This is a genomic window from Pseudomonas sp. G1002 (assembly GCF_013385455.1).
Lineage (GTDB): Bacteria > Pseudomonadota > Gammaproteobacteria > Pseudomonadales > Pseudomonadaceae > Aquipseudomonas.
The window spans coordinates 83730-109998 of sequence record NZ_JACAPY010000029.1; the positions used below are offsets into that span (position 1 = coordinate 83730).

Sequence of the window (26269 nt, forward strand, 5' to 3'; positions counted from 1 at the left end):
CCGATGAAACTGAACAAGCAAAACCTCACGCAACTGGCGCCCGAAGTGCAACTGCCGGCCTATGCGATTGCCAATACCAGCCAGGGCATCGCGCACATCGGCGTTGGCGGGTTTCACCGCGCCCACCAGGCGTATTACACCGATGCCTTGATGAATACCGGCGTGGGCCTGGACTGGAGCATTTGCGGCGTGGGCCTGCGGGCTGAAGACCGCAAGGCGCGGGACGACCTGGCCGGCCAGGACTACCTGTTCACCCTGTATGAACTGGGCGACACCGACGACACCGAAGTGCGCGTGATCGGCTCCATCAGCGACATGCTGCTGGCCGAAGACGGCGCCCAGGCGTTGATCGACAAGCTGGCCAGCCCGCAGATTCGCATCGTCTCGCTGACCATCACCGAAGGCGGCTACTGCATCGACGACAGCAACGGCGAGTTCATGGCCCACCTGCCGCAGATCCAGCATGACCTGGCCAACCCGGGCTCGCCGAAAACCGTGTTCGGGTTTATCTGCGCGGCGTTGACCCAGCGCCGGGCGGCCGGGGTGCCGGCGTTTACCGTGATGTCCTGCGATAACCTGCCCCACAACGGCGCCGTGACCCGCAAGGCGTTGCTGGCCTTCGCCGCGCTGCATGACGCCGACCTGCACGAGTGGATCAAGGCCAACGTGAGCTTCCCGAATGCGATGGTCGACCGCATCACGCCAATGACCAGTACCGCGCACCGCCTGCAATTGCATGACGATCACGGCATCGACGACGCCTGGCCGGTGGTCTGCGAGCCGTTTGTGCAATGGGTGCTGGAAGACAAGTTCGTCAACGGCCGCCCCGCGTGGGAGACGGTGGGCGTGCAGTTCACCGATGACGTGACACCGTATGAAGAGATGAAGATCGGCCTGCTCAACGGCAGCCACCTGGCATTGACGTACCTGGGCTTCCTGAAGGGCTATCGCTTCGTCCACGAGACCATGAACGACCCGTTGTTCGTGGCCTACATGCGCGCCTACATGGACCTGGACGTCACGCCCAACCTGGCGCCGGTTCCGGGTATCGACCTGACCGAATACAAGCAGACCCTGGTGGACCGCTTTTCCAACCAGGCGATTGCCGACCAGCTGGAGCGCGTGTGTTCCGATGGTTCGTCGAAGTTTCCCAAGTTCACCGTACCGACCATCAACCGCCTGATTGCCGATGGTCGCGAGACCGAGCGTGCTGCGCTGGTGGTGGCGGCCTGGGCGTTGTACTTGAAAGGCGTGGATGAGAATGGGGTGATCTATCGCATTCCAGACCCTCGCGCCGAGTTTTGCCAGGGGCTGGTGACGGAAGATGCGTTGATCAGCAAGCGGCTGCTGGGGGTGGAAGAGATTTTTGGTACGGCTATTCCCAACTCGCCCGAGTTTGTGGCAGCGTTTGAGCGGTGTTTCGAGAGCCTGCAGGATGTGGGTGTGAGCAAAACGCTGGAGCGGCTGCTCGCCAATCTCAACTGACGGAACCGAATCAAAAATGTGGGAGCGGGCTTGCTCGCGAAAGCGGTGGATCAGTCAATATTTGCATAACTGACACACCCTATTCGCGAGCAAGCCCGCTCCCACACTGACCGAGTTCTCCATAACAATGTGCTGAGCGACCTACCATGACCCAGCAAAACCTCTACCTCGGCATCGACTGCGGCACCCAGGGCACCAAGGCCATCGTGCTGGACGCCAGCAGCGGCAAAGTCCTGGGCCTGGGCGCCGCCAGCCACACGCTGATCAGCGGTGCCAATGGCCGCCGCGAACAGTACACCCAGGAGTGGCTGGACGCGTTTACCGAAGCCACTCACCGCGCCTTGCAACAGGCCGGGGTGGACGGCCAGGACATCCTCGCCATCGGCGTTTCCGGCCAGCAACACGGCCTGGTGTTGCTGGATGACCAAGGCCAGGTGCTGCGCCCCGCCAAGCTGTGGTGCGACACCGAAACCGCGCCGGAAAATGATCGCCTGCTGCAACACCTGGGCGGTGAAAGCGGCTCCCTGGAACGCCTCGGCGTGGCCATCGCGCCGGGCTACACCGTGTCCAAGCTGCTGTGGACCCGCGAACAGCACCCGGAGGTGTTCGCACGGATCGCGCATATCCTGCTGCCCCACGACTACCTCAACTACTGGCTCACCGGCCGCGCCTGCGCCGAATACGGCGATGCCTCCGGCACCGGCTATTTCAACGTGCGCACCCGTGAATGGGACCTGGCACTGTTGCGCCACATCGATCCCGACGGGCGCCTGGAAGCTGCGCTGCCCGAATTGATCGAGGCCAACCAGCCAGTGGGCGCCATCCTGCCAGCCATCGCCGAGCGCCTGGGCATCAACCCGAACGCCCGGGTGTCCAGCGGCGGCGGCGACAACATGATGGGCGCCATCGGCACCGGCAATATCGCCCCCGGCGTGATCACCATGAGCCTGGGTTCATCCGGTACCGTGTACGCCTTTGCCGATCAGGCCAACGTCAGCCCGCAGGCGTCGGTGGCGACTTTCTGTTCATCCAGCGGCGGCTGGCTGCCGTTGATCTGCACCATGAACCTGACCAACGCCACCGGGGTCATCCGCGAGCTGTTCGACCTGGACCTGGCGGCGTTCAACGCGCTGGTGGCCCAGGCACCGATCGGCGCCGACGGCGTGAGCATGCTGCCGTTCCTCAATGGCGAGCGGGTGCCCGCCCTGCCCCACGCCACCGGCAGCCTGCACGGCCTGACGATGACCAACCTGACCCGCGCCAACCTGTGCCGCGCCGTGGTCGAAGGCACCACCTTCGGCCTGCGCTACGGCCTGGACCTGCTGCGCCAGACCGGCCTGCAAAGCCAGAGCATCCGCCTGATCGGTGGCGGCTCGAAAAGCCCGGTGTGGCGGCAGATGGTCGCGGATATCATGAACACCGAAGTGGTCTGCACCGAACAAAGCGAAGCGGCGGCCCTGGGTGCGGCAATCCAGGCCGCGTGGTGCCAGTCCGGTGAAAGCCTGGCGCAGTTGTGCCAGCGCTGCGTGAGCGTCGACGCAGCCAGCCGCACACTGCCAAATGCCGGCAGCGTCAGCGCCTACCAGCAGGCTTATGAGCGTTATCAACAGCACGTGGCATCCCTTTAAGAGCGAACGAATATGTATTTGGTATGTGGCGAAGCGCTGTTTGATTTTTTCAGCGAGGACGATGCCAGCGGCAAGGCATCCAGGGTCAATTACAAGGCGATTGCCGGCGGCTCGCCGTTTAACGTCGCAGTAGGTTTGCGTCGACTGGGAATCGATGCGGGCTTTTTCGCCGGGATCTCCGACGACTATCTGGGCCGACGCCTGTTGCAGGTGCTCAAGGACGAAGGCGTGGGCGAGGATTACCTCGTGGAATTCTCAGCGCCCACCACCCTGGCAATGGTCGCCGTGGGCGCCAACGGTTCACCGCAATACAGCTTTCGCGGTGAAGGCTGCGCTGACCGCCAGTTGCAACTTGAGCATCTGCCCGTGTTGGGTGACGAAGTGCGTGGCGTGCACATCGGCTCGTTCTCACTGGTGGTGCAGCCGATTGCCGACACCCTGCTGGCCCTGGTCCGCCGGGAAAGCGGCAAACGCCTGATCAGCCTCGACCCCAACGTACGCCTGAACCCCGAGCCGAATATCGAGCTATGGCGCGCCCGCGTGGCCGAGTTGGTCAAGCATGCCGACCTGATCAAGGTCAGCGACGAAGACCTGCACCTGCTCTACCCCGGCCAGGCTCCGGAAAGCATTCTGCAAGGCTGGTTGCAACACCGTTGCCAACTGGTGTTCCTGACCCGTGGCGGCGACGGCGCGACGGTGTTCAGCCGCCAGCACGGCAGCTGGTCGGCGCCGGCGGCCAAGGTCGTCATGGCGGACACGGTTGGGGCTGGCGATACGTTCCAGGCCGCGTTGATTGCCTGGCTGACCGAGCAGCAACTGGACTCGGTAGAGGGCCTGCAACGGCTGACCCGCGAGCAGATCAGCAGCATGCTCACCTTCGCCATCCGCGCTGCCGCACTCACCTGCAGCAAGACCGGGCCGGACCTGCCCTACCGCCAGCAATTGAACTAGCCCCGCCTGCCCCCGCGCGCTGCGGGGGCAACTCATTTACTCCTTTCTCCTTTCCTCCACAACCTGTCAACTTTGACAGTTGTCAGTCGTGGTTTTCGGGTCAAGACTCCGGTTACGCCTCGTGCGCAAGGAAGTGGCGCTGACGTCATTGTGTTGCCGGGAGATTTTATGAAAAACATCAAGATTGGCTTGTTCGTAGGGATAGTGTTGGCCACGTCGGTTGCTCGCGCAACGCCACTGGATACCACGACAGACCTGAAGTCTATTGCATGGGAATATGTGTCCATTGAGTCTGTAGCACCCTATGCCCCATTGAAAACTTTGAGCCCAGAAAAGAGCGCCACTCAACCCGGATTCCCTCCGGGTTTCTGTAACGGCACCTCTGAAAATGGGATCAGTTGCCGCACGGGAGCGAGAAAAGCTGTCGGATATACACGCATAGGGGTGAATTTGCACTATTGAAGTGGCCAGCATGAGCCGGACACTTGGTTTGCGCAGCACGGGATCGTGTTGGCCACGTTGGTTCCAGGCGCAACGCCCGTCGACACAAAGGCAATTCTGGAAGATGTGAGGAGACCCAGTTGGACATCTATACGCTGGAGATTTCAGCGGTAATGCGCAGGTACGCATGAGCTGGTAGGCTCACGCTTCCCTAGCGCGGGTAACCGCCCGGGCAACGATGGCGCCCACCACCGCACCCGCTATCGGTGCCGCCCAGAATAGCCACAACTGCATCAGGTATTCCCCGCCGGCAAACAATGCCGGCCCGGTGCTGCGCGCCGGGTTGACCGAGGTGTTGGTGACGGGGATGGCCACCAGGTGAATCAGCGTCAGGGTCAGGCCAATGGCAATCGGCGCAAACCCGACAGCCGAACCCGGGCCGGTGACACGCATGATGATGAACACAAAAAAGAACGTCGCCACCGCCTCGACCACCAACGCGGCCAGCAGGCTGTAATGCCCGGGGCTCAATTGGCCATAGCCGTTGGCGGCGAAAGCGCCCACTTCAAACCCCGGACGACCACTGGCGATCAGCGCCAACACGGCGGCGGCGACAATCGCACCGGCGACTTGGGCAATGATGTACGGCACCACGTCAACGCCCGGCATCCGGCGCCCCACCCATAGGCCGATGGTCACCGCCGGGTTGAAGTGTGCACCAGAAATACTGCCCACCGCGTAGGCCATCGTCAGCACCGTCAAGCCAAAGGCCAGGGCGACACCGGCGAAGCCGATCCCGAGTTCCGGAAACGCCGCGGCCAGTATCGCGCTGCCGCACCCGCAGAAGGTCAACCAGAACGTCCCAAGAAACTCTGCTGCGATTTTCTTTTGCAAACCAACTCCACCCAATGCCAACGCCATCCGATTGATGGGCCTGGCGGCGACGGTAGCAAAAGCGATTAACTTGGCTGTATCAGACTTGTCCGGTAAACCGGTGAGCCTTTTTCTATGGCAGCGTTGCAACGACTGCATCGTCGGTGCCCGTGCTGTCTTCAGCACCGCCTGCCACATAAGTGCCGTTTGGGGATATCGCCGTCAGACCGCTTTCCTGACCGCCGCCGAACTGTGGAATGGCCACGGTTCCCGTCGCAGAAGTCCAGGTGGCGGCCTGGTGATGCTCGCCGGCATTTTCGCTGGTCAGTGCCACGACGTCGTTATCACTCAAATCCACGAAGCCTATATGTGTGCCGCCTGCCAACGGCGGAATCAACTGAGTGCTGCCCGACGAAGGCGTCCAGAAGGCCAACAGATGATGGCCATTGCTGTCCTGGTACGACACAACGGCATGCCCGTTATTGTTCAACCGCAAACCGGTGATTCGAGATGCCCCCGATACACCGCTGATGCTGCTCAACTGAACCGGCGTGGCGCTTGGATTGGGCCAGTAGACGGCTTGGGGCACATCCGGCGCCGAGAAGTGGCAAGTGCCCAGCAACTGCACTGCATTGTTTACGCTGCTTACGCTGCAGCCCGTGCTACCGGCAGGTGTGGTCAAGGGCGTCGTGACCAAGGTGCCCAGTAGCCCGGTTTTCTGCACGACTTTGGCGACGGTGTTGCCAGACGCAGGATTCGGGCAGTCGAGCGCAACGGTGGGCACACCGTTTATAGGCGTGTTGTTGATGTCGGCGGGAAAGCAGTTGTCGTGCAGGGCGGACACTTGAAGCGGGGCTGTACTCCCGGAAAACCACAACACTGCCGTTGCGTCACCGGTACCGCTTAAGCTCGCCCCGGCCAATACATCGCTCTGGTTGAAGGCACTAATGACAGTGCGCGCCTCAGGCAGTAATCCAGTGCCCAATACCGAGACGGCTTGCAACGCCACCGGCGCAGCGCCCGGCGTAGCGCTGTTCCAGATGACGGCGGTGGCTCGATTGTCTGCCATTTTGCATGAGCCCGCTATTTGTCCGTTATTGTCTATAGCCACGGCGGTGCAGCCTTGGCCACTCACCAATGGCGGTAGCGGAACTTCAGTGCCTGCCGTGGACGCGACCCACGCCACGGATGGCCCCGAAGTAGTGCCCGGGGTACAGGTACCCACCACAACGCCCGAGTTGTTGACCGCCAAGGAAACACATTGCTTCCCGGCAGCCGTGCCTTCACCGACGAATGTTGCTGCGCTGACAGCGCCTGTATAGGCAGTTGCACCCGCCATCGCGAGAACCAGCGTGCGGTTGATCAAATTGTTCATGGCTATTCTTTCCTTGGAGGCCAGTTTGATGGCCGGCGGGTGAGACGTTTCAAGCGCCGGGGCAACCTAGTTATGGCACAGTTCCCAGGACAGACAACTGTCAGAGTTGACAGGTTGTGAGGTGATAAAAAAAGGCGTAATAGATGCTTCCCTCACGCAGCCCACGCCCCCATGAAGATGAAGCTTTTGTCAGTAAAGCCTCACTTAATCGATGGTTAATCCCCCGGGAAGACAGTTGATTCGACCGCACTCGCACGGCTCCAACCGTTGCCCAGGGCGGCCGCGGCTCATCACGTTGTTGAGCCTGCGAACGACTTGCGGAGAAACACCATGAAACTGCGTACGTTAATGCTCGGTGCTGCACTGGCCCTGACGGCTGTAACGGGGATGGCGCAGGCTGACACCGCACCCGTCGTCACGCCTTATCACTACGGCGAGAAGATGGATGTGCAGAAGGTGCTTGCCATGCATGAAACCGATACCAATGAATGCAAGGTGATCAAGGCCGATATCAAGTTCGTGGACAGTCAAGGGAAAGTCCAGGACGTGGGCTATCGCAAACTGTCGGAAGCCTGTGATTTCCAGAATTGAACCGATCGGCTTTTTTGTAGGAGCGAGCTTGCTCGCGAAAGACTCCAGCGAAACGCGGGCATCCTGAATGTACGCGGGCCTTGCGTTCTTCGCGAGCAAGCTCGCTCCTACAGGGGTATCCTTGAGCGCTCGTTACGGCTGAAAGGATTCGCCATGCAAGTGCACTTCCGTCCCCTCGCTACCTTCACTGCCCTGCTGTGCTTTGCCCTCGCGCTGATCTGGGGTTTGCGCCCGGACCTGCTCCTGTGGGTGTGGAGTGTTGAATACTCCAGTGCCACCGGCCTGGTCGCCCGACGCAACGCCGCGCTGTTCCTGGCCATTGGCATCATGTTTTACCGCGCCCGCCATTCCCCACCTGATGCGACACGGCATGCCATGACCTCCGGCTTTGCGATCGGCTGTTTTGTGCTGGCGATGTTGGGGATCAGCGAATGGATCAGCGGCCATGCGGGCCCGGGGATTTTGCTGGCGGTGATCACGGAAACGGCGTTGGGCCTGGCGTTTCTCCAGGCCCGCAAGTCTTCACTGATTGAAGCTCAACCGTCCGTTTAATAGACGTCCGTTTAATAGAAAGGACGCGCACCGGCTCGTTTGAGGGCCGGGGCATGGGTGTGGGTGTGCTTGAGGTCTTCACGCAACTCGGTAATCAAATTGCAGATCGCCCGACTGCTGTCGAGCTTGTTCGCGCAAATGCCGGTGACCACCAAGTCGACCCGGTCATGGTCGATCTCGTGATAAACCTTCACCGTCAGCGAGGCGTCTGGCGCCTTGGTGACTTCACAGCGCTTAGGCAGAAAACTTCCTTCAATAATGCCGCGTAATTCCAGATCCGAAAGCATGGCCGACCTCTCCTTTTATGAGATTGCCAATCGATTGTTATCAATATTCTTTATTCGTACGGCTGGCGAACGCGGTGACACGCTCGCCGTTTGCGCCTGACCAGCCCTGGCAGACGGCTTTGCTTACCCAGCGTACTAGGCTCGCTCGAAATGCGTTGGATCCTTTCCTCATAAGCGACGACATTACTTATATAAGTTACGTGGCAGACCGCCATCAACCCTCCCGTTTGAGGTATGAACCGTCGTGCTTGTAGCTCATTCAGAGTTGTAACAGGATCTTATAAAGCATTAAACGTGCCGCCATACGCACTGCCCTGCGCCCCAGACAAATCGGGGCTTTCGGACAAAATTACGTGCCGTCGATTCATGCGTCTTGCAATGAGCCTCCCTTGGCATCATGCAAATTGAAAGACCGCTCGCTATAAGTGCCCGCAACAAACTTTTTGACGCCTTCATAACCACTATCCAAACGGATGAATGTAACTAAATTAAACAGTCTTTAGGTTAAACGTTTAACCTGTCTGAGCAGCCACTCGTTCAGCAACATGCCGCAAACTATCGAAGTTGATATTGGCCCCGGAGTTGATCGCCACCCATGTTTGCCCCTGGAGGCCAGTCTTCCCGACATACTTGCGGATACCGGCGACAGCCAGGGCACCTGAAGGCTCAGTGATCGAGCGCGTATCGTCGTAGATCAGCTTGATGGCACTGCACAGTTCGTCATTGCTGACGGTGATCACTTCATCCACATGGTGCCGGCAGATTTCAAAACCATAGGCGCCGATCTGGGCCACGGCCGTGCCATCGGCAAAGCTGTCGACACTCGGCAACACCACCCGGCTCCCAGCGCGCAAGGCTGCCAGCAGGCAACTGGAGCCTTCGGGCTCGACGCCGACGATGCGCACTTCGGGGCGCAGGTATTTGACGTAGGCCGCGATACCGGCGATCAATCCGCCGCCGCCCACGGGAACAAAGATCGCGTCCAGCGGGCCCTGCTGTTGGCGCAGCACTTCCATGCCCACGGTGCCCTGCCCGGCAATCACGTCCGGGTCGTCGAATGGCGAGACAAAGGTACTGCCTGTGGCCTCGGCCAGTTGCAACGCGTGGGCCAGGGCAAATGGAAAGCTCGCCCCGTGCAACACTGCCTCGCCGCCTCGGGAGCGCACGCCCAACACCTTCAGCTCCGGGGTGCTGCACGGCATGACAATCGTCGCCTTGATCCCCAACTCCCGCGCCGCCAATGCCACGCCCTGGGCATGATTACCCGCAGAAGCAGTGATCACGCCCCGCGCCTTTTGCTCGGCACTGAGCTGCATCAGTTTGTTGTAGGCGCCACGAATCTTGAAGGAAAAGGTCGGTTGCAGGTCTTCGCGCTTGAGCAGGATCTGATTGCCCAGCAATGCCGACAGCGCCGGCGCCACCTGCAACGGCGTACGCACCGCCAGGTCGTAGACCGGAGCGGCCAGGATCTTCTTCACGTAGTGCTCAAGCAATCCCGAATCCTGGGGCTGGCTCGCGGGGCGGGTACTCATGGATGTCTCCTGGGTGTTTGCAGGGCCCTGGAGACGGAAAAACAAAACCCGCCTCTAGGGCGGGTTTGGGTACAGCCGAGCGCTATCCCGCCAAATGAGGAATGGCGGTAATAATGCTTGGCTGGCAACGAAAGGTTTGAAATGTCATGAATCAAAATTAACCGGCGCCACCGGGCAAGTCAATGGCGAAACGCCAGGCTTTACGTAGAGCATACGAAACGTATACGCTTTGTATATCAACTCTGCACAGTGAAGCTCATGGGCATCGTCAAGATCACCGACCAATTGCACGAACAACTCCGTCTGGCCAGCGCCACCATGGACCGTTCCATCAACGCCCAGGCCGAGTTCTGGATCAAGATCGGCCTGCTCGCCGAACTCAATCCACACCTGGCCTATAACGACCTGATCAACAAACTGTTGCTGGACAAGCCCGACCTGATCCGGGGGCGCAGCGAATGATCAAGACCACCGAACAACTTGCCGTGATGCGCGAATCCGGCCGCCTGTTGGCCCAGGTGTTTACCATGCTCGATGGTTTTGTCGCCGCCGGCCAGTCGACCCTGGAGATCGACAGCGCGGTGGAAGCCTTCATCCGCAATGACCTGCAATCGCGACCGGCGAGCCTGGGCCAGTACGACTACCCCTTCTGCATCAATACCTCGATCAACGAGGTGGTGTGCCATGGCATGCCCAGCGCCAAGGCCGTGCTCAAGGACGGCGACATCGTCAACATCGACATCACCCTGGAGAAAGGCGGCTATATCGCCGACTCCAGCAAGATGTACATGATCGGCAATGTCTCGCCCAAGGCCCGGCGCCTGGTGGAAATGACCTTCGAAGCGATGTGGGCCGGCATCCGCCAGGTCAAGCCCGGTGCACGCCTGGGGGATATCGGCTACGCCATCCAGAACCATGCCCAGAGCAACGGCTACAGCGTGGTGCGTGAATATTGCGGGCATGGCATTGGCCGCGAGATGCACGAGGACCCGCAGGTCCTGCACTTCGGCCGCCCCGGTACCGGGCTCGAACTGCGTGAAGGCATGGTGTTTACCATTGAGCCGATGCTCAACCAGGGCAGCGCCAAGGTGCGCAGCTTGAAGGATGGCTGGACGGTGGTGACGCGGGACAACAGCTTGTCGGCACAGTGGGAACATACGGTGGCGGTGACGCAGGATGGGTTTGAGGTGCTGACGTTGCAGCCGGACGTCTGAATGGCGCACATCCCCTGTGGGAGCGGGCTTGCTCGCGAAAGCGGTGTGACAGTCGCCATCTACAGTGACTGATCCACCGCTTTCGCGAGCAAGCCCGCTCCCACATTTAGACCTCAGTGATATTCAGGATTTTAGTCATACTGCCTTGTCGCCACTCCCCGCAATCCGCTTCAACCCCAGCACCATCAACCCCGCCCCGAGTCCCATCGCGGCCATGAACAACGGGTACGAAATCCACCACGGCGTGCCCGCCGTCATCATGCTGAACTCCGACATCCCGCCCACGCTGGCGATCAGGTTCAACGGCAGGAACACCACGTTGATCAGCGTCAGCTTGCGCAGCAGGTTGTTCATGCTGTTGTTCATCAGGTTGCCCCGGGCGTCGATCAGCCCGGAGAACACGTTGGAGTAAATCTCCGCCTGCTTGTAGCACTGGTTGTTCTCGATAATCAGGTCATCGATCAGGCCCAGTGTTTCAGCGCTGAAATGTTCCTTTTCCCCATGGTTGCGCAGGCGCGTCAGCACCGCGCCGTTGCTGTGCAGGGCGTTGATGTAATAGATCAGGCTTTCGCTGAGGTTGAACATCTGCATCAGGTGGCGATTGCTCATCGATGCATTGAACTGCTGCTGCAGTTCCCGGGCGACCATCTTGATCACCTTGAGGTGGCCCAGGTAGTGATGGATGTTGTTGAGCAGCAAGTCCAGCAACACATCAAGCGGCGTGCGCAATGGCCGGCGCGCACCCAGCCCGGAGAGCTGGCTGTCGTCGGTGGCGATCACCAGGAGTTGGTCCCCGGAAAACAGCAGGCCGCAGGACGCCACTTCAAACACCAGGTTGCCGCCGCCCGAATAGTTCTCCGGGCGCTTCCAGATCAGGAACAGGTTATCGGGGTGGAACTCGATGCGCGACACTTCGTCCGGGTCCAGCGCCGAGGCCAGGGCATGTTCATCGAGCTTGTAGCAGTCGCGCAGGTACTTGCGCTCGTGGGGGTCAGGATTGCTGAACAGCAAGACATCCCCGCCGTCCCCCAGGCTGTTGTACAACTTGCCATCGGTTAATTCAAAGCGCTGGATCATCGCGCGTCACCACACCTGGCCTTGACGCTTCAACTCCAGGCGTCGCACGAACTCTTCCAGTACCAGGGAATACAAGTCGTCTTGCAGGTAGGCATCTTCGATGCCGGCGTCCATGTTGGGGTTGTCGTTGACCTCGATTACCACCACCTTGTCGCCGGACTGCTTGAGGTCTACGCCGTACAGGCCGTCGCCGATCAGGTTGGCGGTTTTTACCGCCAGTTCCACCACCGCCTTGGGGGCTTCGTGAACCGCCAGGGTGCGGCACTCGCCGTTGATGTCCTGGCCGATGGCCTTGTGGTTGTAGATCTGCCAATGCCCCTTGGACATGAAGTACTGGCAGGCAAAGATCGGTTTGCGGTTGAGGACGCCGATGCGCCAGTCGTACTCGGTGTAGAAAAATTCCTGGGCCAGCAGCAACACGGAATGCTCGAACAGTTCGGCGGTGGCGGTCAGCAGCGCTTGCTGGCTTTCGACCTTGATCACGCCGCGGGAGAAACACCCGTCGGGGATCTTCAGCACCAGCGGGAAGCCGAGGCGCTCACCCACCCGTTCGAAATCTTCGGGTCGCTCCTTGTAGAGAATTTCGGTGGCGGGCATGCCCAGTTGATGGCTTTTCAGCAGGTCCGTGAGGTAGACCTTGTTGGTACAGCGCAGGATCGAGGCCGGGTCGTCCATCACCACCAGCCCTTCGCTTTCGGCCTTTTTCGCGAAGCGATAGGTGTGGTTGTCGACACTGGTGGTCTCGCGGATCAGCAGGGCGTCGTATTCGGCCAGGCGGGCGTAGTCCTTGCGTTCGATCAGTTCCACGTCGATGCCGAGCCCCTTGCCGACCCGGACGAAATTTTCCAGGGCGCGGGCGTTGGACGGCGGCAGTTGTTCCTGCGGGTCGTGCAGGATCGCCAGGTCATAGCGGGCCAGACGGCGGGAGCGCGGTTGACGCCAGATCTTGCGGCTGAAGTTGTCCAGGGCATTCGCGAATTGGTCTTCCTGGTCATCACGCAACTTGTGCAATACGCCAGACTTGATGCCTTCGATGTGCCAGCCGTTATTCTTGCGAAACTCAACTAACAGGATCGGACAGGGAAACGCTTCAAACAATTGGCGGGCCAGATCCTGCAAGGGTTCAATATTGGTCCGGCCAAAGTAAAGTGTCAGGGTAAAGCCTTCGGTGTTGCTGTAGAGATGATGACTCAAGGCTTTATCGAGGGTTTTATCCAGGTCATCCAGGGCCAGGCCGTACAGGGACTTTTTCGTCAGTTCGCTGATGGTGCGCACCGACGGAATCACCTTGTGCCCCCGCGCCTCGGCCAGCAGCGAGCAGTAATAGCCGTGCCCCAGGTACTTGTAGCTGCGGCACAGGTTGATCACCTGCACGCGCTTGCCCGTCTCGTTTTCCCGGGTTTGCTCAAGGTATTCCTGGGCGGTGACGATGTCTTCGCTGGGGAAGTACGAGGCCCAGTCTTCCTTGCGCTCGACAATGATCACGACTTGACTTGCACTCTTGGGAGGGCTGGAAAAATAACCGTTGGAAGTTATTGTCGCCACCACTGTTTGCTCGGATACTTCACGCCAATGACCTTGTACCGCTGACATATTGATTGATCCGCTTTAGAGAACTAGACCTTTTCTATTAAGCACGATCTTTTAGAGAAGTCCCGTTTCGTTACGCAACTTTTACGGCGGTCACATGGCTCTTTCCTTTCGCGTTGCAACACCCGATGACGTGCCTGCATTGGTGGCATTGGAACAGCACTGTTTCACCACGGACCGGCTCTCCACCCGCAGCTTCCAGTGGATGGTCAGTCGCGCCCACGGGCAACTGCTGGTGGCAGAAAAACACGGTGAATTGCTGGGCTACGCCCTGGTGTTGTTCCACCGTGGCACCTCGTTGGCGCGCCTGTACTCCATCGCCATCGCCGAGTCTTCCCGGGGCCTGGGCCTGGGCAAACAACTGCTGACGCGCATCGAAGCCTGTGCGGTGGAGCATGACTGCGCCTACCTGCGCCTGGAAGTGCGTACCGACAACCCCGGCGCCATCGCCCTGTATGAGCGCAACGGCTACCGGCGCTTTGCCCTGGTCAACGACTACTACGAAGACCACGCCCCGGCCCTGCGCCTGGAGAAACGCATCCTCCAGCACCAGGACGCGCGCGCCTTGAGCGTGCCCTATTACCAGCAAACCACCGACTTCACCTGCGGCGCCGCCAGCCTGCTGATGGCCATGGGTGCCCTGGAACCTGCGCGGGTGGCCCAGCGCCGGGAAGAACTGCAGATCTGGCGCGAGGCAACCACCGTGTTCATGACCGCCGGCCATGGCGGCTGCAGCCCCCAGGGTTTGGCGCTGGCCGCCTGGCGCCGGGGCTTTCGCGTGCGCATGCAGGTCAATGTCAGCGGGCCGTTGTTTCTCGACGGGGTGCGTGATCAGCATAAAAAAGACGTCATGCGTTTGGTGCATGACGCCTTCGAGGAAGAGTTGGCCTTGAGCGACGTTGAGCAAGTGCTCGGCGGCCCGCTGGATTTACCCCAGGTGCTGCGCGAAGGCGGCCAGCCGCTGGTGTTGATCAGCAGCTACCGCCTGACCCGCTCCAAGTCGCCCCACTGGGTAATCGTCACCGACTGCGACGAAGACTTCGTGTACCTGCACGACCCGGACGTGGATCACAGCCAGCACCGCCAGCCCATGGACTGCCAGCATCTGCCGGTCAGCCATGGGGAGTTCGAGCGAATGTGCCGGTTCGGCAATAACAAATTGCGGGCAGCGGTGGTGGTGTTCAGGCGACTTGCTTGATCCCGGCCTTGGCTTCCAGTTCGCGCACCAGCGGTAATACACGCTTGCCGAAGTATTCCACTTCTTCCTGAAAGTGCAGGAAGCCGGCCAGTACCAGGTCCACGCCGACCGCCTTCAAGGCGACGATGCGCTCGGCAATCTGCTGCGGGGTGCCGATCAGGTTGGTCTTGAAGCCGTCGTTGTATTGCACCAGATCCTCGAAGGTCGACTTGGCCCAGTTGCCCTCACCTTCCGGTGACGCCTTGCCCGCCTGTTTCGCCGCATCGCCAAACGCGTTGACGGCTTCCGGGTCGGCCTGTTCGATGATTTGCGCGAGCACGGCGCGGGCTTCTTCCTCGGTGTCGCGAGCGATCACAAACGCATTCACACCGACTTTCACCGAATGGTTATTGGCCGCCGCCTTGGCGCGAATGTCATCGACCTGGGCCTTGATGCCTTCCGGGGTATTGCCGTTGGTGAAGTACCAGTCCGACACCCGTGCCGCCATGTCCCGCGCGGCCCGCGAACTGCCACCCTGGAAGATTTCCGGGTGGGGCTCGCCCAGTGGCTTGGGCTTGAGGCTGTAGTTGTCGAAGCGGTAGAAATCACCCCGGAAGGTGAAGTTGTCCTGGGTCCAGATGCCTTTCAGGGCGCGTATGAATTCCTCGGAACGGCGATAACGCTCGTCATGCTCCAGCCAGTGTTCGCCGATGGCCTGGAACTCGCCCTTGAACCAGCCGCTGACGATATTGACGGCAACGCGGCCGTTGGTGAGTTGGTCGATGGTTGCCAGTTGCTTGGCCGCCAGCGCAGGTTGCCAGGGGCCCGGCAGGATTGCCGCGATCACCTTGAGCTTGGTGGTGGCCGCCAGCAACGCGTGGCTGAACGCGACCGACTCATGCTGGTATTCGGCGCCATAACCGGCGGTGAAACGAATCTGTGTCAGGGCGTATTCAAAGCCGGCTTCTTCAGCCAACTGCGCCAGCTTGCGGTTGTAGTCGATGCCCCAGTGGGTGCGCTGTTCGATCTTGCTGACCACCAGCCCCCCGCTGACGTTGGGCACCCAGTAGGCAAATTTGACGGCTTGCTGACTCATTGGACTGTACCTCGCGGATTGGCATGTACGAGGTGTGGAGCAGCAACTGTGCCAGTGGGCGTGAGAGGCCCGCACTACCGGCCTTCGAGCGCGGAAACAGGCGAAAAGCAGCCTGTTCCGAGCTGTCATGGATTGCAGCGGTTTGTCGTTTTGCTGTTGCAGGAACAACAGTTGAATCGGCACCCGTCCCGTAAATACGTGCCTTCGCGCCCGGCATGGACCGTGCAATAGCTCACCTATCTCACTGCCCAGGAACCGTCCCCATGACCGAACATCACGTGATCAATCCACTGTCCACCGGCGTCGATTATCACGCCCTGGCCGAACGCTTCCGGCCGATTTTCCAGCGCATCGCCGAGGGTGCCCTAGAGCGCGAACAAACCCGCGCCCTGCCCTACGAGCCGATCCAATGGCTCAAGCAAGCCGGCTTTGGCGCCGTGCGCGTCCCGGTGGAATACGGCGGTGGCGGCGCCTCCCTGCCCCAGCTATTCGAACTGCTGATCGAACTGGCCGAAGCCGACTCCAACGTGCCCCAGGCCCTGCGCGGGCACTTCGCGTTTGCCGAAGACCGCCTGAATGCCGCCCCCGGCGCGGCGCGAGACCTCTGGTTCAAACGCTTTGTCGACGGTGACATCGTGGGCTGCGCCTGGACCGAAATCGGCAGCGTGGCCATCGGCGATGTCGTCACTAAAGTCAGCCCCGACGGCGACAAATGGAAACTCAACGGTGAAAAGTTCTACAGCACCGGCAGCCTGTTTTCCGACTGGATCGACGTCTATGCCCAACGCAGCGACACCGGCGGCGATGTGATTGCCGCCACCCGCACCCGCCAGCCCGGCGTGGCGCAAAGCGATGACTGGGACGGCTTTGGCCAACGCACCACCGGCAGCGGCACCTCGCGTTTTACCGATGCGGTGGTGGAGGCGGAAAACGTCATCGACTTTGCCACGCGCTTCAAATATCAGACTGCGTTCTATCAGTTGGTGCTGCTCGCCACCCTCGCCGGCATCGGCCGCGCGGCCCTCAAGGATGTGGCGCATCAGGTGCGCAGCCGCAAACGGATCTACAGCCATGGCAATGCCGCCCATGTGAGCCAGGACTCGCAGATTCAGCAGGTGGTGGGTGAAGTTGCAGCGCTGGTGTATGCGGCCGAAGCCAGCGCATTGAAAGCCGCAGTTCCAGCGCAGCGGGCTTATGTGGCGCGGTTCGGTGGGGACGATGCCGTGGAGCGCGAAGCCAATGTGGCCGCCGAAATCGAATCAGCCACGGCGCAGGTGGTGGTCTCGGAACTGATCCAGCGCGCCACCACTGAACTGTTCAACGCACTGGGGGCTTCGGATGTGCGCCAGGGCAAAGCCCTCGACCGGCACTGGCGCAACGCCCGCACCGTGTCGTCCCACAACCCGGTGATCTACAAGGCGCGGATTGTCGGCGACTGGGTGATCAACCGCACCGAGCCGCCGTTCGTGTGGCAGATCGGCAATGGGCCGGCGCGTTAAAACGCCAGCTTGAAGCCGATCATCACCAGCATGAACGCCAGGCAAGGACGCAATATCCCGTCCGGGACCTTGCCGGCCATGTGGCTGCCGACATAAATCCCCGGCAGCGAGCCCAGCAACAGGAAGCCCAACAGGGTCCAGTCCATGTTGCCCATGCTGGCGTGGCCGAGGCCGGCGACCAGGGTCAGCGGCACGGCGTGGGCGATTTCGGTACCCACCAGGCGCTTGGTGGCCAGGAACGGGTACAGGATAAACAGCGCCACCGTGCCCAGGGCACCGGCGCCGATGGAGGTCAGGGCCACCATGGTGCCGAGGACAGCGCCGGTGATGATGGTCAGCGCATTAAGGTTGCGCGGCGCCATCTTGTAGTCGTCGCCGGCATGCCGCTGGGCAAAGGCCAACAGCTTGTTCTTGAACAGGATCGCCGTGGCCGTCAGCAGCAAGACCACGCCCAGGGACTGCTTGATCACCGCGTTCAAGGCGGCGGGGTCGGTGTCCAGGCTCTTGAGAAACCACAAGGTCAGCAACACGGCGGGCACGCTGCCCAGGGTCAGCCAGCCGGTGATGGTCCAGTCGATGTTGCGATTCTTGCTGTGGACCAGCACCCCGCCGGACTTGGTGATGGCGGCGTACAACAGGTCGGTACCCACGGCGGTGGCCGGGTTGATGCCGAACCAGAGCAGGATCGGCGTCATCAACGAGCCCCCGCCTACACCGGTCATTCCCACGATAAATCCAACAATCAGGCCAGCAATCGAGAAACCAAAATTACCTGCATCCATTACCACTACCTGCGGCCTTATAAAATTCTGGCCGCAGCATAGCGATTTTTCTTATAACTACTTATATCAAAACGATCTGACTTTATGCCTTTCCGGTCAGGCGCTGGCTGCGATAAGCCTGGGTCTGGTACGGAAACGCAACCGTCTCACGGCCGCGCAAGGCCGGATGCGTGTTGATCAGCGACTGCAACTGCTCAGTCACCTGCGCCTTTTCTGCCGGTGGCAATGCGGCGATAAAGCTCACGGAAAGGAAGCGGTCCATGATCACTTCCTGGGGGCTGCCGACATGGCTGTAGGGGAAGCAGGTCATTTCGGGGGCGGAAAAATACTCGCCGGTAAAGGCCTCGCGCCAACGTCCGGTATGAAAGCGCGGTGTGTCGCCCTCGTAGGGCGTGATGATTTCGGTGATGGCCGCGACCCAGTCCACCGACTCATCCCGCACATTCCAGATCAACCCCAGGCGACCGTCCGGCTTGAGCACCCGGTGAATTTCCGCCAGGGCCGCTTCCGTGGAAAACCAATGGAACGCCTGGGCGCACACCAGGGCATCAGCGGTGGCCGCCTCCAGGGGGATGGCTTCAGCGGTGCCCGACAGCAGGCGCACCTGGGGCAGCAGTTTGTGCAACTGCGCCCCCATTGCCTCCACCGGCTCCACTGCGATCAACGTCGGCGCCACGGTGCTGAGCAAGCGGGTGAACTTGCCGGTGCCGGCGCCCAGGTCGATGACCGTGGAGTGGGGATTGATCTGCAGGGCGTCGGTGAGCCAACCCGTGAGTTGCCGTGGATAGTCCGGCCGGCCTTGGGCGTACGTGACGGCCTGAGTAGAGAAACCCTGTTGAGCAGACTTGTGAACACCGGTCATCGTCAATCTCTCCTCTGGTAGTGCGGGGGCCCACAGTGTGCGCCCTTGAAGATTTATTTTCTAATCGCTGCATCCGTTTGCGCGTGCCGTGGGTAGTACAGGTAGCAGCGCCTTGCTGCCCTTATGGAGAGACACCGATGAACGCCAAAGCCCTGTTCTGCGTGACCTGCCTGTTCACCGCTGCACCGACTGCCTTTGCCCAGACCGGTTTACCCGACAGCATCAAGGTGCCGGACGGCCACAAGGTGACCATGGAAACCACCGGAGTCGGCGAAATCACCTACGAATGCCGGGACAAGGCCAATGCTGCCGGCCAGACCGAATGGTTTTTCGTCGGGCCCAAGGCGGTGCTCAATGACCGCAGCGGCCAGCAGGTCGGTAGCTACTTCGGCCCGCCGGCCACCTGGCAGGCCAAGGATGGTTCGAAAGTCACCGGCACCCAGTTGGCCGTGGCGCCGTCCAGCCCTGGCAACCTGCCTTATCAACTGGTCAAGGCCAACCCCGCCGAAGGCAAGGGCGCGATGAGTGGCGTCGCGTATATCCAGCGGGTGGCCCTCAAGGGCGGCGTTGCGCCAGGCACGGAATGCACGGCGGCCAACAAGGGCAAGCAGGAAATGGTCAAGTACCAGGCCGACTACATCTTCTGGGCGGCCAACTGACCAGATTCGTCTACGCTGCTGCCAAAGCGCCCCGGGCTCACCGCCGGGGCCTCCACCTGGAAACCTGTCTTTGCCTGAAGCCGATTTTGACTATCAAGCCTGCCTGCTGGCCTGCGCCCGTGGCGAACAACCGGCCTTGCGCCGGCTGTATCAACAGGAAAGCAGCCGGCTGCTGGGGGTCGCGTTGCGCATCGTGCGTGACAAGGCGGTGGCCGAAGATATCGTGCATGACGCCTTCATCAAGATCTGGAACGGCGCGGCCAGTTTTGACCCGCACAGAGGCTCGGCCCGCGGCTGGGTATACAGCGTGACCCGGCACCTGGCGCTAAATGCCGTGCGCAGCAATGGACGCGAGGTGCCCCTCAGCGAAGAGCATGAAAGCGCAGAGCGCGCTGACACCTTCGACTATCAGGCGCACTCGGCGCGGATCTACAGCTGCCTCGAACAACTCGACCCGGCCCGCCGCAACTGCATCCTGCATGCGTATGTAGACGGTTATTCCCACAGCGAAATCGCGCACAAACTCGGCACCCCGCTGGGTACCGTGAAAGCGTGGATCAAACGCAGCCTCGCGGCATTGCGTGAGTGCATGGCATGAACAGCATCGACGAACTGGCCAGCGAATATGTGCTGGGCACCTTGCCCACCGAGCAACGCACCGAGGTGGAACAGCGCCTGGCCACCGATGCCGACTTGCGTGCGGCAGTGGACGCCTGGGAACAGCGCCTGCTGCCACTGACTGGACAGGCCGCCCCGGCAACGCCTTCGGTGTATTTATGGCGACGCATCGAGCGCAGCCTGGGGCATTCAGCCACCCGGGACTCGCCGGTCTCATGGTGGAACAGGCTGGCGTTGTGGCGCGGACTGGCCGGCGCCGGCATCGCGGCGAGCCTGGTATTGGCGACACTGCTGTTGACCCGTACGGCCGCCATCAACCCGACCGCGTATGTGGTGGTGCTGGTAGCCCCGCAAAACCAGGCCCCGGGCTGGGTAATCCAGGCGAGCAATACCCAGGAAATCCAGCTGATTCCCCTGGGCATCATGGAAGTACCGGCAGACAAGACGCTGCAGTTCTGGACCAAGGGCGAAGACTGGCAAGGCCCGGTGTCGCTGGGCTTGGTCAAGCCTGGGCAGACCTTGTCTGTGCCCCTGGACAAACTCCCGCCACTGGCGCCGAACCAGCTGTTTGAACTGACCCTGGAAAATCCCGGCGGGTCGAAAACCGGCAAGCCGACAGGTCCGATTCAGGCAATTGGCCGGGCCGTTAAAGTAATCTGAACGTAATGCAATGTTGTGGAAGGCCAGTTCGCGCATGTGCATTACATCTCGGGGCTATGGCGTCACCATTGCGCTATAGAATCGGGCTCGAAAACCCGGCTCCCTGGACCCTTCATGCCCTCAAAAACCCGTTCGCTGCTGATTCTCGCACTTGTCGTCATCTTCACCGGCATCGGCGCCGGCCTGGGCGGCATGCTCCTCGCCTTGCTGCTGCACGGCATCCAGCATCTGGCCTACGGCTACAGCCTCGACAGCCTGATCAGCCATGAAACCTTTTTGCTCGGCGTCACCGCCGCCGCGCCCGAACGCCGGGTGCTGGTGCTGATCACCTGTGGCCTGGTGGCCGGTGTGGGTTGGTGGTTGATCTACCGCTATGGCCGCCCGTTGGTGAGCATCAAGCAAGCGGTCTCCGCCCAGGCACCGATCATGCCGCCCAAGACCACCCTCGCCCACGCCGTGCTGCAAATCATCACTGTGGCCCTCGGCTCGCCATTGGGCCGTGAAGTGGCGCCACGGGAAGTCGGCGCGCTGGCCGCCACCTGGTTGTCACAACGGGCGCGACTGGCGCCGGACATGCACCGGCTGATCGTCGCCTGCGGTGCAGGCGCCGGGCTGGCGGCGGTGTACAACGTGCCGTTGGGCGGCGCGGTGTTTGTGCTCGAAGTGTTGGTGGGTGTGTTCAGTTGGCCGGCGGCAGTGATTGCGTTGGCCACCTCGGCCATCGGCGCGTCGGTGGCCTGGATTGGCTTGGGCGCAGAGGCGCAATACGTGGTGCCGCACTTTGTGCTCAGCCCTGGCTTGATCGCCTGGGCGCTGGGCTGCGGGCCGGTGTTTGGCCTGGCCGCCTACGGATTCACCCGGTTGACCGGCGCGGCCCGCAGCAACGCCGCCCGTGGCTGGCGGTTGCCGGTACTGTCGTTGATCAACTTCACGATCATCGGGGGCCTGGCGATTTTCCTGCCGCAGATCCTCGGCAACGGCAAAGGCCCGGCGCAACTGGGCTTTGACAATGAGCTGACCATCGGCCTTGCCGCGGTGCTGCTGGTGGTCAAGGTACTGATCACTGCGAGCAGCCTGCGCGCCGGTGCCGAAGGCGGTTTGCTGACCCCGGCGCTGGCCAACGGCGCGTTGCTCGCGATCATCCTCGGTGGCGCCTGGAACCTGCTGTGGCCCGGCGTGCCGCTGGGGGCGTTCGCGATCATTGGCGCGGCAGCGTTCCTGGCATCGAGCATGAGCATGCCGTTGACGGCGATTGTGCTGGTGGCGGAATTCACCCGCATCGACCATGACTTCCTGGTGCCGATCATTCTCGCGGTGGCGGGTTCGATGTGCATGAGCAAGCTGTGCGTGTTGTGGGAAAAGCGTTGAAGAAGCTGGATTAAAACCCCTACACGCGCCATCCTCCGCGCTTTAAGCCGCCCCATCAGCGGCGTTCTACGCACAAAGGATATGCCCATGCACGACCAACCCCTCGCCCCCGCCGATTTCGAGTTCATCGACCAAACCCTGCTCAAGTACGGCGACGACCATTCGGTGCTGAACCTGGCGGAACTCGACGGCTACTTCACCGCACTGGTTTCAAGCCCCGCGCAGGTGGAGGTTGCCGAATGGTTTCCCGGTATCTTTGGTGGGCAGAACCCGAATTGGGAAAGCCCGGAAGAAGCCGGGCAGTTCCTTGAGCTGTGCGTGCGCCATATGAACGCCATTGCCACGCAACTGGCGACCGATGCCCAGGGTTTCAAGGCACGTTTCGAGGAAACCGAGCATCAGGACCAGCCACTGACCCTGGCGGAAGAATGGTGCTTTGGTTATATCCGTGGCGCCGCTATCGGCAACTGGCCAGAGCTGCCTGCCGAACAGGCCGGGCAACTGGAAAAGATTTCCTGGTGCGCCGAGCAGGACAACTTTGAACTGCCGGCAGACCTGGATGTAAATGCCCATCAGCAACGGGTAGCCGCTATCGAACCGGCCGCCCGTGCGTTGCACGACTACTGGTTGGCCCAGCGCTGAACGCAACACCTGTGGCGAGGGAGCTTGCTCCCGCTGGGGTGCGAAGCGCCCCCGATTTTTAGGGCTGCTCCGCAGCCCAGCGGGAGCAAGCTCCCTCGCCACATTTTTTTGTTTTGCCTCCGGGTTCAGTTGCCGCTAGTTGAAATCGACGTCAAACGCCTGATAGAACGCATTGCCGGTGTTGGCCACGATCCACATCAACACCAGCACATGCCGGCCCTTCTTGCCCTTGGGCAATGTCACCTGATGTTCAACCTTGGCCTTCAGTTCAGCCGAGTGCTGGTAATACGGCACCTGGGTATAGAAGTCCTCGAAGAACGGTTTGGGCTCCAGTTGAGCGCGGCTGATGCGCTGCTTGGGGTCCCAACCGTCCTTGGTGATCAACCAGCGATAGCCACGGGTCACGTGCGCGGCGGTGTAAGCCCACTGCACCTTGAATACCTGGCCGGCTTCAACATTCAACAACGGCCAGTTAAACGGGGTGTTGAGCTTCTTACCCATTTCTTCGTCGGTGAAGTTCACGCAGTCGCGGGCATCGGTCTTGCCGCCGCTGAGGATGTGCCCGTCGGCGGGGGGCGTGACGCTCTGATCGTCAGTTTCGTAAGGTGCCGGAAACGGGCCGGCGTTGAGGGCCGGGAAGTTCTTGCCGCCTTCCATTTCGTTGACTTGCCAGTTTTCCAGCAGGCCACGCTCTACCGCCACCGAGCCACGGCTGGCGGGTGTCACGACGCGACCATGCCTGAGTTGAGTCTGGGGTTTGTTCATTTCAGTCACTCCTTGATTGAAGACTTCCCCTCATGGGAAGCGCCTTGAACTTAGCCCACCTCGCCGGGTTGTCTACCCGACGTTTCTGTCAGACAAATCGCGTCAAGTCCTTGTTTTGCAGAGTTTTCGCGCTGGTCTTGCACCAGAGTTATCGTCGGTCCTACCCTGCGACAGGCGATCGGACTACAGCCGCCGTCCATGAACGCCTGGCCTCAGGTGTTGAGGATCATCTCAAACCCGCCATAGATCATCCGTTGCCCATCAAACGGCATCGGATTGACGTCTGCCTTCAGGCGCGGGTCTTCCATCACCTTGCTCATCCCGGCGTCACGCACCTGCCGCGACGGCCAGACGATCCAGGAAAACACCACGGTTTCATCCTCCTTGAGCTTGACCGCCATGGGAAACGAGGTCACCTGCCCCTGAGGTACATCATCGCCCCAGCACTCGATGATATTCAGCGCGCCATGGTCCTTGAACACCACGGCGGCGGCCTTGGCATGCTGGATGAATTGTTCGCGGTTCGCGGTGGGCACCGCGATGACACAGCCATCTACGTAAGACATGATCACTCTCCTGATTCGACGGGTTGTTGTGCCTGTAGTCGATCCATCAGGCGCTCAATCGACATCAACGTGGGAAATGTCGACCAGTGGTGTGTTATCGATTGCGATGCCGGGCCGATTCTTGATATGACAGGCGCCTTCAACAACAAAGCCCACTCAAAGGACTGACCCGCCATGACCGCCCACGCTACCGCCTTCCACGCCCTGCACCATGCTCAACTGTTTATCCTGCCCAACGTCGCCGATGCCGGCGGCGCGCGCCTGGTGGCGCAACTGGGCAGCCAGGCCGTCGCCACCAGCAGCGCGGCCGTTGCCTGGACCCACGGCTACAAGGACGGCAATCAGCTGCCGCTGCCGCTGCTGGTCAGCACCGTGCAATCCATCGCCCGGGTGATTGACGTGCCGCTGAGCGTGGACATCGAGGCCGGTTATTCCGACGACCCGGAGCACGTGGGCCGGGTGATCAAGGCCGTAATCGACGCGGGCGCCATCGGCGTCAATATCGAGGACGGTGCCGGCACCCCTGAACTGCTGGCCCGCAAGATCGAAGTCGCCCGTCGTGTGGCGGACAGCTGTGGCGTGAAGCTGTTTATCAATGCCCGCAGCGACGTGTATTTGAAAGGATTGGCCCCGGAGCCACAGCGCCTTGAAGAACTCCTCAAGCGCGCCGCGTTGTACCAGGGCGCAGGCGCCGACGGGCTGTTTGCCGCCGGCATCCACCTGGAGCACGAAATCCAGCAGCTCTGCCAGGCGACCAACTTGCCGGTCAACGTGCTGGCCTGCGCCGGCCTGCCTGCGCCCGAGACGCTGCAAGCCTTGGGCGTACGCCGCCTCACGGCCGGGTCGAGCATCGCCGAATTCCTGTATGGCGCCATGCACAGCCTGGCCGAAGGTTTCCTGCGAACCGGGAAGCTCGATACCCATGAGCTGAAGTCGTTCACCTACGGCGACTTGAATGGCCGCATGCCGGGTTAAGACGTCCCACGTACCAACGGCATATTGGCGACAATAAATTCGATAAACACCCGCAGCTTGGGCGGCACCTGCCGCCCCGACGGCCACAGCAGGTTGAACTGGCCACCCTCCCAGGTGTAATCCCCAAGCACCTCCACCAGATGCCCGGCCGCCAGCGCCTCGCGCACCACGAAGTCGGCCGCATAAGTCAGGCCTTGGCCTTGCACCGCCAGCTCCATGCGCCCTTCCACCGAATTGCAGATCATCGAGCGCGGCAGCTCAAGCTCCAGCGCTCGCTCGTCGCGGCGCATCTGCCAGGCCTGGAGTTTGCCGGAGGCGGGAAAGCGGAAATGGATGCAGCGATGTGCGTGCAGGTCTTCCGGGCAACGCGGCGTTCCGTTCCGCGCCAGATAATCCGGGGAGCCAACGACCAACATTCGATAAGTGCCCAGCGGACGCGCCGACAGCCCGGAATCCTTCGGCGCACCGCTGCGGATCACTGCATCGAAACCTTCGGCGATCACGTCAGCCAGACGGTCGTTGAAATCCAGGTCCAGCTGGATCTGCGGGTACAGCGCCTGGAACTCGCCGAACATCGCCAGGAACGGCCGCGCAATCATCGGCAGGCCAACCCGCAGCGGGCCCTGGGGCGCGACAAGGGTTTGCGACAGCTCTTCACCCGCCACTTCCAGCTCCGCCAGTACCCGCCGGCAGCGCTCGACAAACTGCGTGCCCTGGGCCGTGAGGGTGATGCTGCGGGTGCTGCGATGAAACAGCCGCACACCAAACTTTGCTTCCAGCCGGGCGATGCTCTTGCTCACCGCCGACGCCGAGATGCCCAGCGTCCTGCCAGCGCCGACAAAACTGCGGGCTTCAGCTGCCGCGACAAACACGCCGATGGCATTCAGGCTTTCCATACGCTTACCCATTAAGGACTCTGGAGTCCATTCTAAACAGAACTAAGGCCTGTTTTTCCGCTAATTGTTCACGCCTATGGTGGTGGCTCGTTCCCCAGCCACAGGCTT

General features: G+C 61.2%; 27 protein-coding genes. 15 read left to right on the forward strand and 12 right to left on the reverse strand.

Translation table 11 applies throughout. The annotated features are described in order from the left end of the window. Nucleotides 1-3: 3 nt before the first annotated feature. The 3 genes from HX801_RS19755 (at nucleotide 4) to HX801_RS19765 (ending at nucleotide 4064) form a co-directional block, all read left to right on the forward strand. Nucleotides 4-1485, forward strand: coding sequence for a mannitol dehydrogenase family protein (locus tag HX801_RS19755; RefSeq protein ID WP_008436132.1), 1482 nt, complete (start codon nucleotides 4-6; stop codon nucleotides 1483-1485). 146 nt (nucleotides 1486-1631) lie between these two features. Further along, a complete protein-coding gene (gene xylB, locus HX801_RS19760; RefSeq protein WP_177022553.1) occupies nucleotides 1632-3113 on the forward strand; it encodes a xylulokinase in 1482 nt (493 codons plus the stop codon). Between the two features lie 12 nt (nucleotides 3114-3125). Then, nucleotides 3126-4064, forward strand: coding sequence for a carbohydrate kinase (locus HX801_RS19765; protein WP_177022554.1), 939 nt, complete (start codon nucleotides 3126-3128; stop codon nucleotides 4062-4064). Between the two features lie 642 nt (nucleotides 4065-4706). Here HX801_RS19765 and aqpZ read toward each other — a convergent pair. Both aqpZ and HX801_RS19775 read right to left on the reverse strand, forming a co-directional pair. Next, nucleotides 4707-5399, reverse strand: coding sequence for an aquaporin Z (aqpZ, locus tag HX801_RS19770; protein WP_177022555.1), 693 nt, complete (start codon nucleotides 5397-5399; stop codon nucleotides 4707-4709). Nucleotides 5400-5511: 112 nt separating this feature from the next. Then, nucleotides 5512-6753, reverse strand: a complete 1242-nt coding sequence (locus HX801_RS19775) for a hypothetical protein (protein ID WP_008436119.1) — start codon at nucleotides 6751-6753, stop codon at nucleotides 5512-5514. A gap of 330 nt (nucleotides 6754-7083) precedes the next feature. Between HX801_RS19775 and HX801_RS19780 the strand changes: the two genes are divergently transcribed. Together HX801_RS19780 and HX801_RS19785 are read left to right on the forward strand one after the other, a co-directional pair. Next, complete coding sequence (locus tag HX801_RS19780; RefSeq protein WP_008436118.1) at nucleotides 7084-7344, forward strand: DUF2790 domain-containing protein; 261 nt, start codon at nucleotides 7084-7086, stop codon at nucleotides 7342-7344. A 153-nt stretch (nucleotides 7345-7497) separates the two neighbouring features. Next, complete coding sequence (locus HX801_RS19785) at nucleotides 7498-7896, forward strand: hypothetical protein (RefSeq protein ID WP_102369172.1); 399 nt, start codon at nucleotides 7498-7500, stop codon at nucleotides 7894-7896. 11 nt (nucleotides 7897-7907) lie between these two features. Here the strand turns inward: HX801_RS19785 and HX801_RS19790 are convergent, their stop codons facing one another. Together HX801_RS19790 and ilvA are read right to left on the reverse strand one after the other, a co-directional pair. Further along, on the reverse strand, nucleotides 7908-8183 hold the full coding sequence (locus HX801_RS19790) for a DUF1652 domain-containing protein (RefSeq protein WP_063029815.1): 276 nt from the start codon (nucleotides 8181-8183) through the stop codon (nucleotides 7908-7910). A gap of 512 nt (nucleotides 8184-8695) precedes the next feature. Beyond that, nucleotides 8696-9715, reverse strand: a complete 1020-nt coding sequence (ilvA, locus tag HX801_RS19795; RefSeq protein WP_177022556.1) for a threonine ammonia-lyase, biosynthetic — start codon at nucleotides 9713-9715, stop codon at nucleotides 8696-8698. A gap of 258 nt (nucleotides 9716-9973) precedes the next feature. Between ilvA and HX801_RS19800 the strand changes: the two genes are divergently transcribed. After that, entirely contained in the window at nucleotides 9974-10177 is a 204-nt protein-coding gene (locus HX801_RS19800) for a ParD-like family protein (RefSeq protein ID WP_003215288.1), read from the forward strand. Next, entirely contained in the window at nucleotides 10174-10929 is a 756-nt protein-coding gene (gene map / locus HX801_RS19805; protein WP_177022557.1) for a type I methionyl aminopeptidase, read from the forward strand. Before HX801_RS19800 ends, map begins: the two co-directional genes overlap by 4 nt. 135 nt (nucleotides 10930-11064) lie before the next feature. Here map and HX801_RS19810 read toward each other — a convergent pair whose 3' ends face one another. Both HX801_RS19810 and HX801_RS19815 read right to left on the reverse strand, forming a co-directional pair. Next, nucleotides 11065-12006 (reverse strand): magnesium transporter CorA family protein, encoded by a 942-nt coding sequence (locus HX801_RS19810; protein ID WP_177022558.1) that lies wholly within the window; start codon nucleotides 12004-12006, stop codon nucleotides 11065-11067. Nucleotides 12007-12012: 6 nt separating this feature from the next. Then, the gene (locus HX801_RS19815; RefSeq protein WP_218166242.1) at nucleotides 12013-13599 is read right to left on the reverse strand and encodes a RimK family protein; all 1587 of its coding nucleotides are present in this window, start codon (nucleotides 13597-13599) and stop codon (nucleotides 12013-12015) included. Nucleotides 13600-13693: 94 nt separating this feature from the next. Between HX801_RS19815 and HX801_RS19820 the strand changes: the two genes are divergently transcribed. After that, nucleotides 13694-14794, forward strand: coding sequence for a GNAT family N-acetyltransferase/peptidase C39 family protein (locus HX801_RS19820; protein WP_003215276.1), 1101 nt, complete (start codon nucleotides 13694-13696; stop codon nucleotides 14792-14794). Here the strand turns inward: HX801_RS19820 and sfnG are convergent. Next, nucleotides 14778-15869: a dimethylsulfone monooxygenase SfnG gene (sfnG, locus tag HX801_RS19825; RefSeq protein ID WP_087692696.1), complete on the reverse strand. Its 1092-nt coding sequence runs from the start codon at nucleotides 15867-15869 to the stop codon at nucleotides 14778-14780. The genes HX801_RS19820 and sfnG overlap by 17 nt on opposite strands. A 263-nt stretch (nucleotides 15870-16132) precedes the next feature. Between sfnG and HX801_RS19830 the strand changes: the two genes are divergently transcribed. Further along, the gene (locus HX801_RS19830) at nucleotides 16133-17368 is read left to right on the forward strand and encodes an acyl-CoA dehydrogenase family protein (protein ID WP_177022559.1); all 1236 of its coding nucleotides are present in this window, start codon (nucleotides 16133-16135) and stop codon (nucleotides 17366-17368) included. Here the strand turns inward: HX801_RS19830 and HX801_RS19835 are convergent. Together HX801_RS19835 and HX801_RS19840 are read right to left on the reverse strand one after the other, a co-directional pair. Further along, on the reverse strand, nucleotides 17365-18150 hold the full coding sequence (locus tag HX801_RS19835) for a sulfite exporter TauE/SafE family protein (protein WP_177022560.1): 786 nt from the start codon (nucleotides 18148-18150) through the stop codon (nucleotides 17365-17367). The genes HX801_RS19830 and HX801_RS19835 overlap by 4 nt on opposite strands. An 82-nt stretch (nucleotides 18151-18232) precedes the next feature. Beyond that, nucleotides 18233-19012, reverse strand: a complete 780-nt coding sequence (locus HX801_RS19840) for a class I SAM-dependent methyltransferase (protein WP_177022561.1) — start codon at nucleotides 19010-19012, stop codon at nucleotides 18233-18235. 137 nt (nucleotides 19013-19149) lie between these two features. Here HX801_RS19840 and HX801_RS19845 point away from each other — a divergent pair, with 137 nt between their 5' ends. The 5 genes from HX801_RS19845 (at nucleotide 19150) to HX801_RS19865 (ending at nucleotide 22959) form a co-directional block, all read left to right on the forward strand. After that, nucleotides 19150-19671 (forward strand): DUF3455 domain-containing protein, encoded by a 522-nt coding sequence (locus HX801_RS19845; protein ID WP_177022562.1) that lies wholly within the window; start codon nucleotides 19150-19152, stop codon nucleotides 19669-19671. Between the two features lie 70 nt (nucleotides 19672-19741). Then, nucleotides 19742-20269, forward strand: coding sequence for a sigma-70 family RNA polymerase sigma factor (locus HX801_RS19850; RefSeq protein ID WP_087692699.1), 528 nt, complete (start codon nucleotides 19742-19744; stop codon nucleotides 20267-20269). Beyond that, nucleotides 20266-20949 (forward strand): anti-sigma factor domain-containing protein, encoded by a 684-nt coding sequence (locus HX801_RS19855; protein ID WP_008430808.1) that lies wholly within the window; start codon nucleotides 20266-20268, stop codon nucleotides 20947-20949. The genes HX801_RS19850 and HX801_RS19855 overlap by 4 nt, the downstream gene beginning before the upstream one ends. Before the next feature lie 114 nt (nucleotides 20950-21063). Then, complete coding sequence (locus HX801_RS19860; RefSeq protein ID WP_177022563.1) at nucleotides 21064-22317, forward strand: chloride channel protein; 1254 nt, start codon at nucleotides 21064-21066, stop codon at nucleotides 22315-22317. 87 nt (nucleotides 22318-22404) lie between these two features. Next, nucleotides 22405-22959, forward strand: coding sequence for a UPF0149 family protein (locus tag HX801_RS19865; protein WP_177022564.1), 555 nt, complete (start codon nucleotides 22405-22407; stop codon nucleotides 22957-22959). Between the two features lie 135 nt (nucleotides 22960-23094). Here HX801_RS19865 and HX801_RS19870 read toward each other — a convergent pair whose 3' ends face one another. Together HX801_RS19870 and HX801_RS19875 are read right to left on the reverse strand one after the other, a co-directional pair. Beyond that, nucleotides 23095-23724: a lytic polysaccharide monooxygenase auxiliary activity family 9 protein gene (locus HX801_RS19870; RefSeq protein ID WP_102369181.1), complete on the reverse strand. Its 630-nt coding sequence runs from the start codon at nucleotides 23722-23724 to the stop codon at nucleotides 23095-23097. Nucleotides 23725-23936: 212 nt separating this feature from the next. After that, on the reverse strand, nucleotides 23937-24290 hold the full coding sequence (locus tag HX801_RS19875) for a DUF1428 domain-containing protein (protein ID WP_003215254.1): 354 nt from the start codon (nucleotides 24288-24290) through the stop codon (nucleotides 23937-23939). Nucleotides 24291-24464: 174 nt separating this feature from the next. Here HX801_RS19875 and HX801_RS19880 point away from each other — a divergent pair, with 174 nt between their 5' ends. Beyond that, on the forward strand, nucleotides 24465-25265 hold the full coding sequence (locus tag HX801_RS19880; protein WP_177022565.1) for an isocitrate lyase/phosphoenolpyruvate mutase family protein: 801 nt from the start codon (nucleotides 24465-24467) through the stop codon (nucleotides 25263-25265). On the opposite strand, the gene HX801_RS19885 is transcribed toward HX801_RS19880, so the two are convergent. Continuing rightward, nucleotides 25262-26161 (reverse strand): LysR family transcriptional regulator, encoded by a 900-nt coding sequence (locus HX801_RS19885; RefSeq protein ID WP_177022622.1) that lies wholly within the window; start codon nucleotides 26159-26161, stop codon nucleotides 25262-25264. The two genes, HX801_RS19880 and HX801_RS19885, sit on opposite strands and share 4 nt — an antisense overlap. Nucleotides 26162-26269: the final 108 nt, after the last annotated feature.

Excerpts from the sequence above, each read along its gene's own strand:
- HX801_RS19755 (WP_008436132.1), top strand. The coding sequence starts at position 4 with ATGAAACTGAACAAGCAAAACCTCACGCAACTGGCGCCCGAAGTGCAA.
- xylB (WP_177022553.1), top strand. The coding sequence starts at position 1,632 with ATGACCCAGCAAAACCTCTACCTCGGCATCGACTGCGGCACCCAGGGC.
- HX801_RS19765 (WP_177022554.1), top strand. The coding sequence starts at position 3,126 with ATGTATTTGGTATGTGGCGAAGCGCTGTTTGATTTTTTCAGCGAGGAC.
- HX801_RS19775 (WP_008436119.1), bottom strand. The coding sequence starts at position 6,753 with ATGAACAATTTGATCAACCGCACGCTGGTTCTCGCGATGGCGGGTGCA.
- HX801_RS19780 (WP_008436118.1), top strand. The coding sequence starts at position 7,084 with ATGAAACTGCGTACGTTAATGCTCGGTGCTGCACTGGCCCTGACGGCT.
- HX801_RS19785 (WP_102369172.1), top strand. The coding sequence starts at position 7,498 with ATGCAAGTGCACTTCCGTCCCCTCGCTACCTTCACTGCCCTGCTGTGC.
- HX801_RS19790 (WP_063029815.1), bottom strand. The coding sequence starts at position 8,183 with ATGCTTTCGGATCTGGAATTACGCGGCATTATTGAAGGAAGTTTTCTG.
- ilvA (WP_177022556.1), bottom strand. The coding sequence starts at position 9,715 with ATGAGTACCCGCCCCGCGAGCCAGCCCCAGGATTCGGGATTGCTTGAG.
- HX801_RS19800 (WP_003215288.1), top strand. The coding sequence starts at position 9,974 with ATGGGCATCGTCAAGATCACCGACCAATTGCACGAACAACTCCGTCTG.
- map (WP_177022557.1), top strand. The coding sequence starts at position 10,174 with ATGATCAAGACCACCGAACAACTTGCCGTGATGCGCGAATCCGGCCGC.
- HX801_RS19810 (WP_177022558.1), bottom strand. The coding sequence starts at position 12,006 with ATGATCCAGCGCTTTGAATTAACCGATGGCAAGTTGTACAACAGCCTG.
- HX801_RS19815 (WP_218166242.1), bottom strand. The coding sequence starts at position 13,599 with ATGTCAGCGGTACAAGGTCATTGGCGTGAAGTATCCGAGCAAACAGTG.
- HX801_RS19820 (WP_003215276.1), top strand. The coding sequence starts at position 13,694 with ATGGCTCTTTCCTTTCGCGTTGCAACACCCGATGACGTGCCTGCATTG.
- sfnG (WP_087692696.1), bottom strand. The coding sequence starts at position 15,869 with ATGAGTCAGCAAGCCGTCAAATTTGCCTACTGGGTGCCCAACGTCAGC.
- HX801_RS19830 (WP_177022559.1), top strand. The coding sequence starts at position 16,133 with ATGACCGAACATCACGTGATCAATCCACTGTCCACCGGCGTCGATTAT.
- HX801_RS19835 (WP_177022560.1), bottom strand. The coding sequence starts at position 18,150 with ATGGATGCAGGTAATTTTGGTTTCTCGATTGCTGGCCTGATTGTTGGA.
- HX801_RS19840 (WP_177022561.1), bottom strand. The coding sequence starts at position 19,012 with ATGACCGGTGTTCACAAGTCTGCTCAACAGGGTTTCTCTACTCAGGCC.
- HX801_RS19845 (WP_177022562.1), top strand. The coding sequence starts at position 19,150 with ATGAACGCCAAAGCCCTGTTCTGCGTGACCTGCCTGTTCACCGCTGCA.
- HX801_RS19855 (WP_008430808.1), top strand. The coding sequence starts at position 20,266 with ATGAACAGCATCGACGAACTGGCCAGCGAATATGTGCTGGGCACCTTG.
- HX801_RS19860 (WP_177022563.1), top strand. The coding sequence starts at position 21,064 with ATGCCCTCAAAAACCCGTTCGCTGCTGATTCTCGCACTTGTCGTCATC.
- HX801_RS19865 (WP_177022564.1), top strand. The coding sequence starts at position 22,405 with ATGCACGACCAACCCCTCGCCCCCGCCGATTTCGAGTTCATCGACCAA.
- HX801_RS19870 (WP_102369181.1), bottom strand. The coding sequence starts at position 23,724 with ATGAACAAACCCCAGACTCAACTCAGGCATGGTCGCGTCGTGACACCC.
- HX801_RS19875 (WP_003215254.1), bottom strand. The coding sequence starts at position 24,290 with ATGTCTTACGTAGATGGCTGTGTCATCGCGGTGCCCACCGCGAACCGC.
- HX801_RS19880 (WP_177022565.1), top strand. The coding sequence starts at position 24,465 with ATGACCGCCCACGCTACCGCCTTCCACGCCCTGCACCATGCTCAACTG.
- HX801_RS19885 (WP_177022622.1), bottom strand. The coding sequence starts at position 26,161 with ATGGAAAGCCTGAATGCCATCGGCGTGTTTGTCGCGGCAGCTGAAGCC.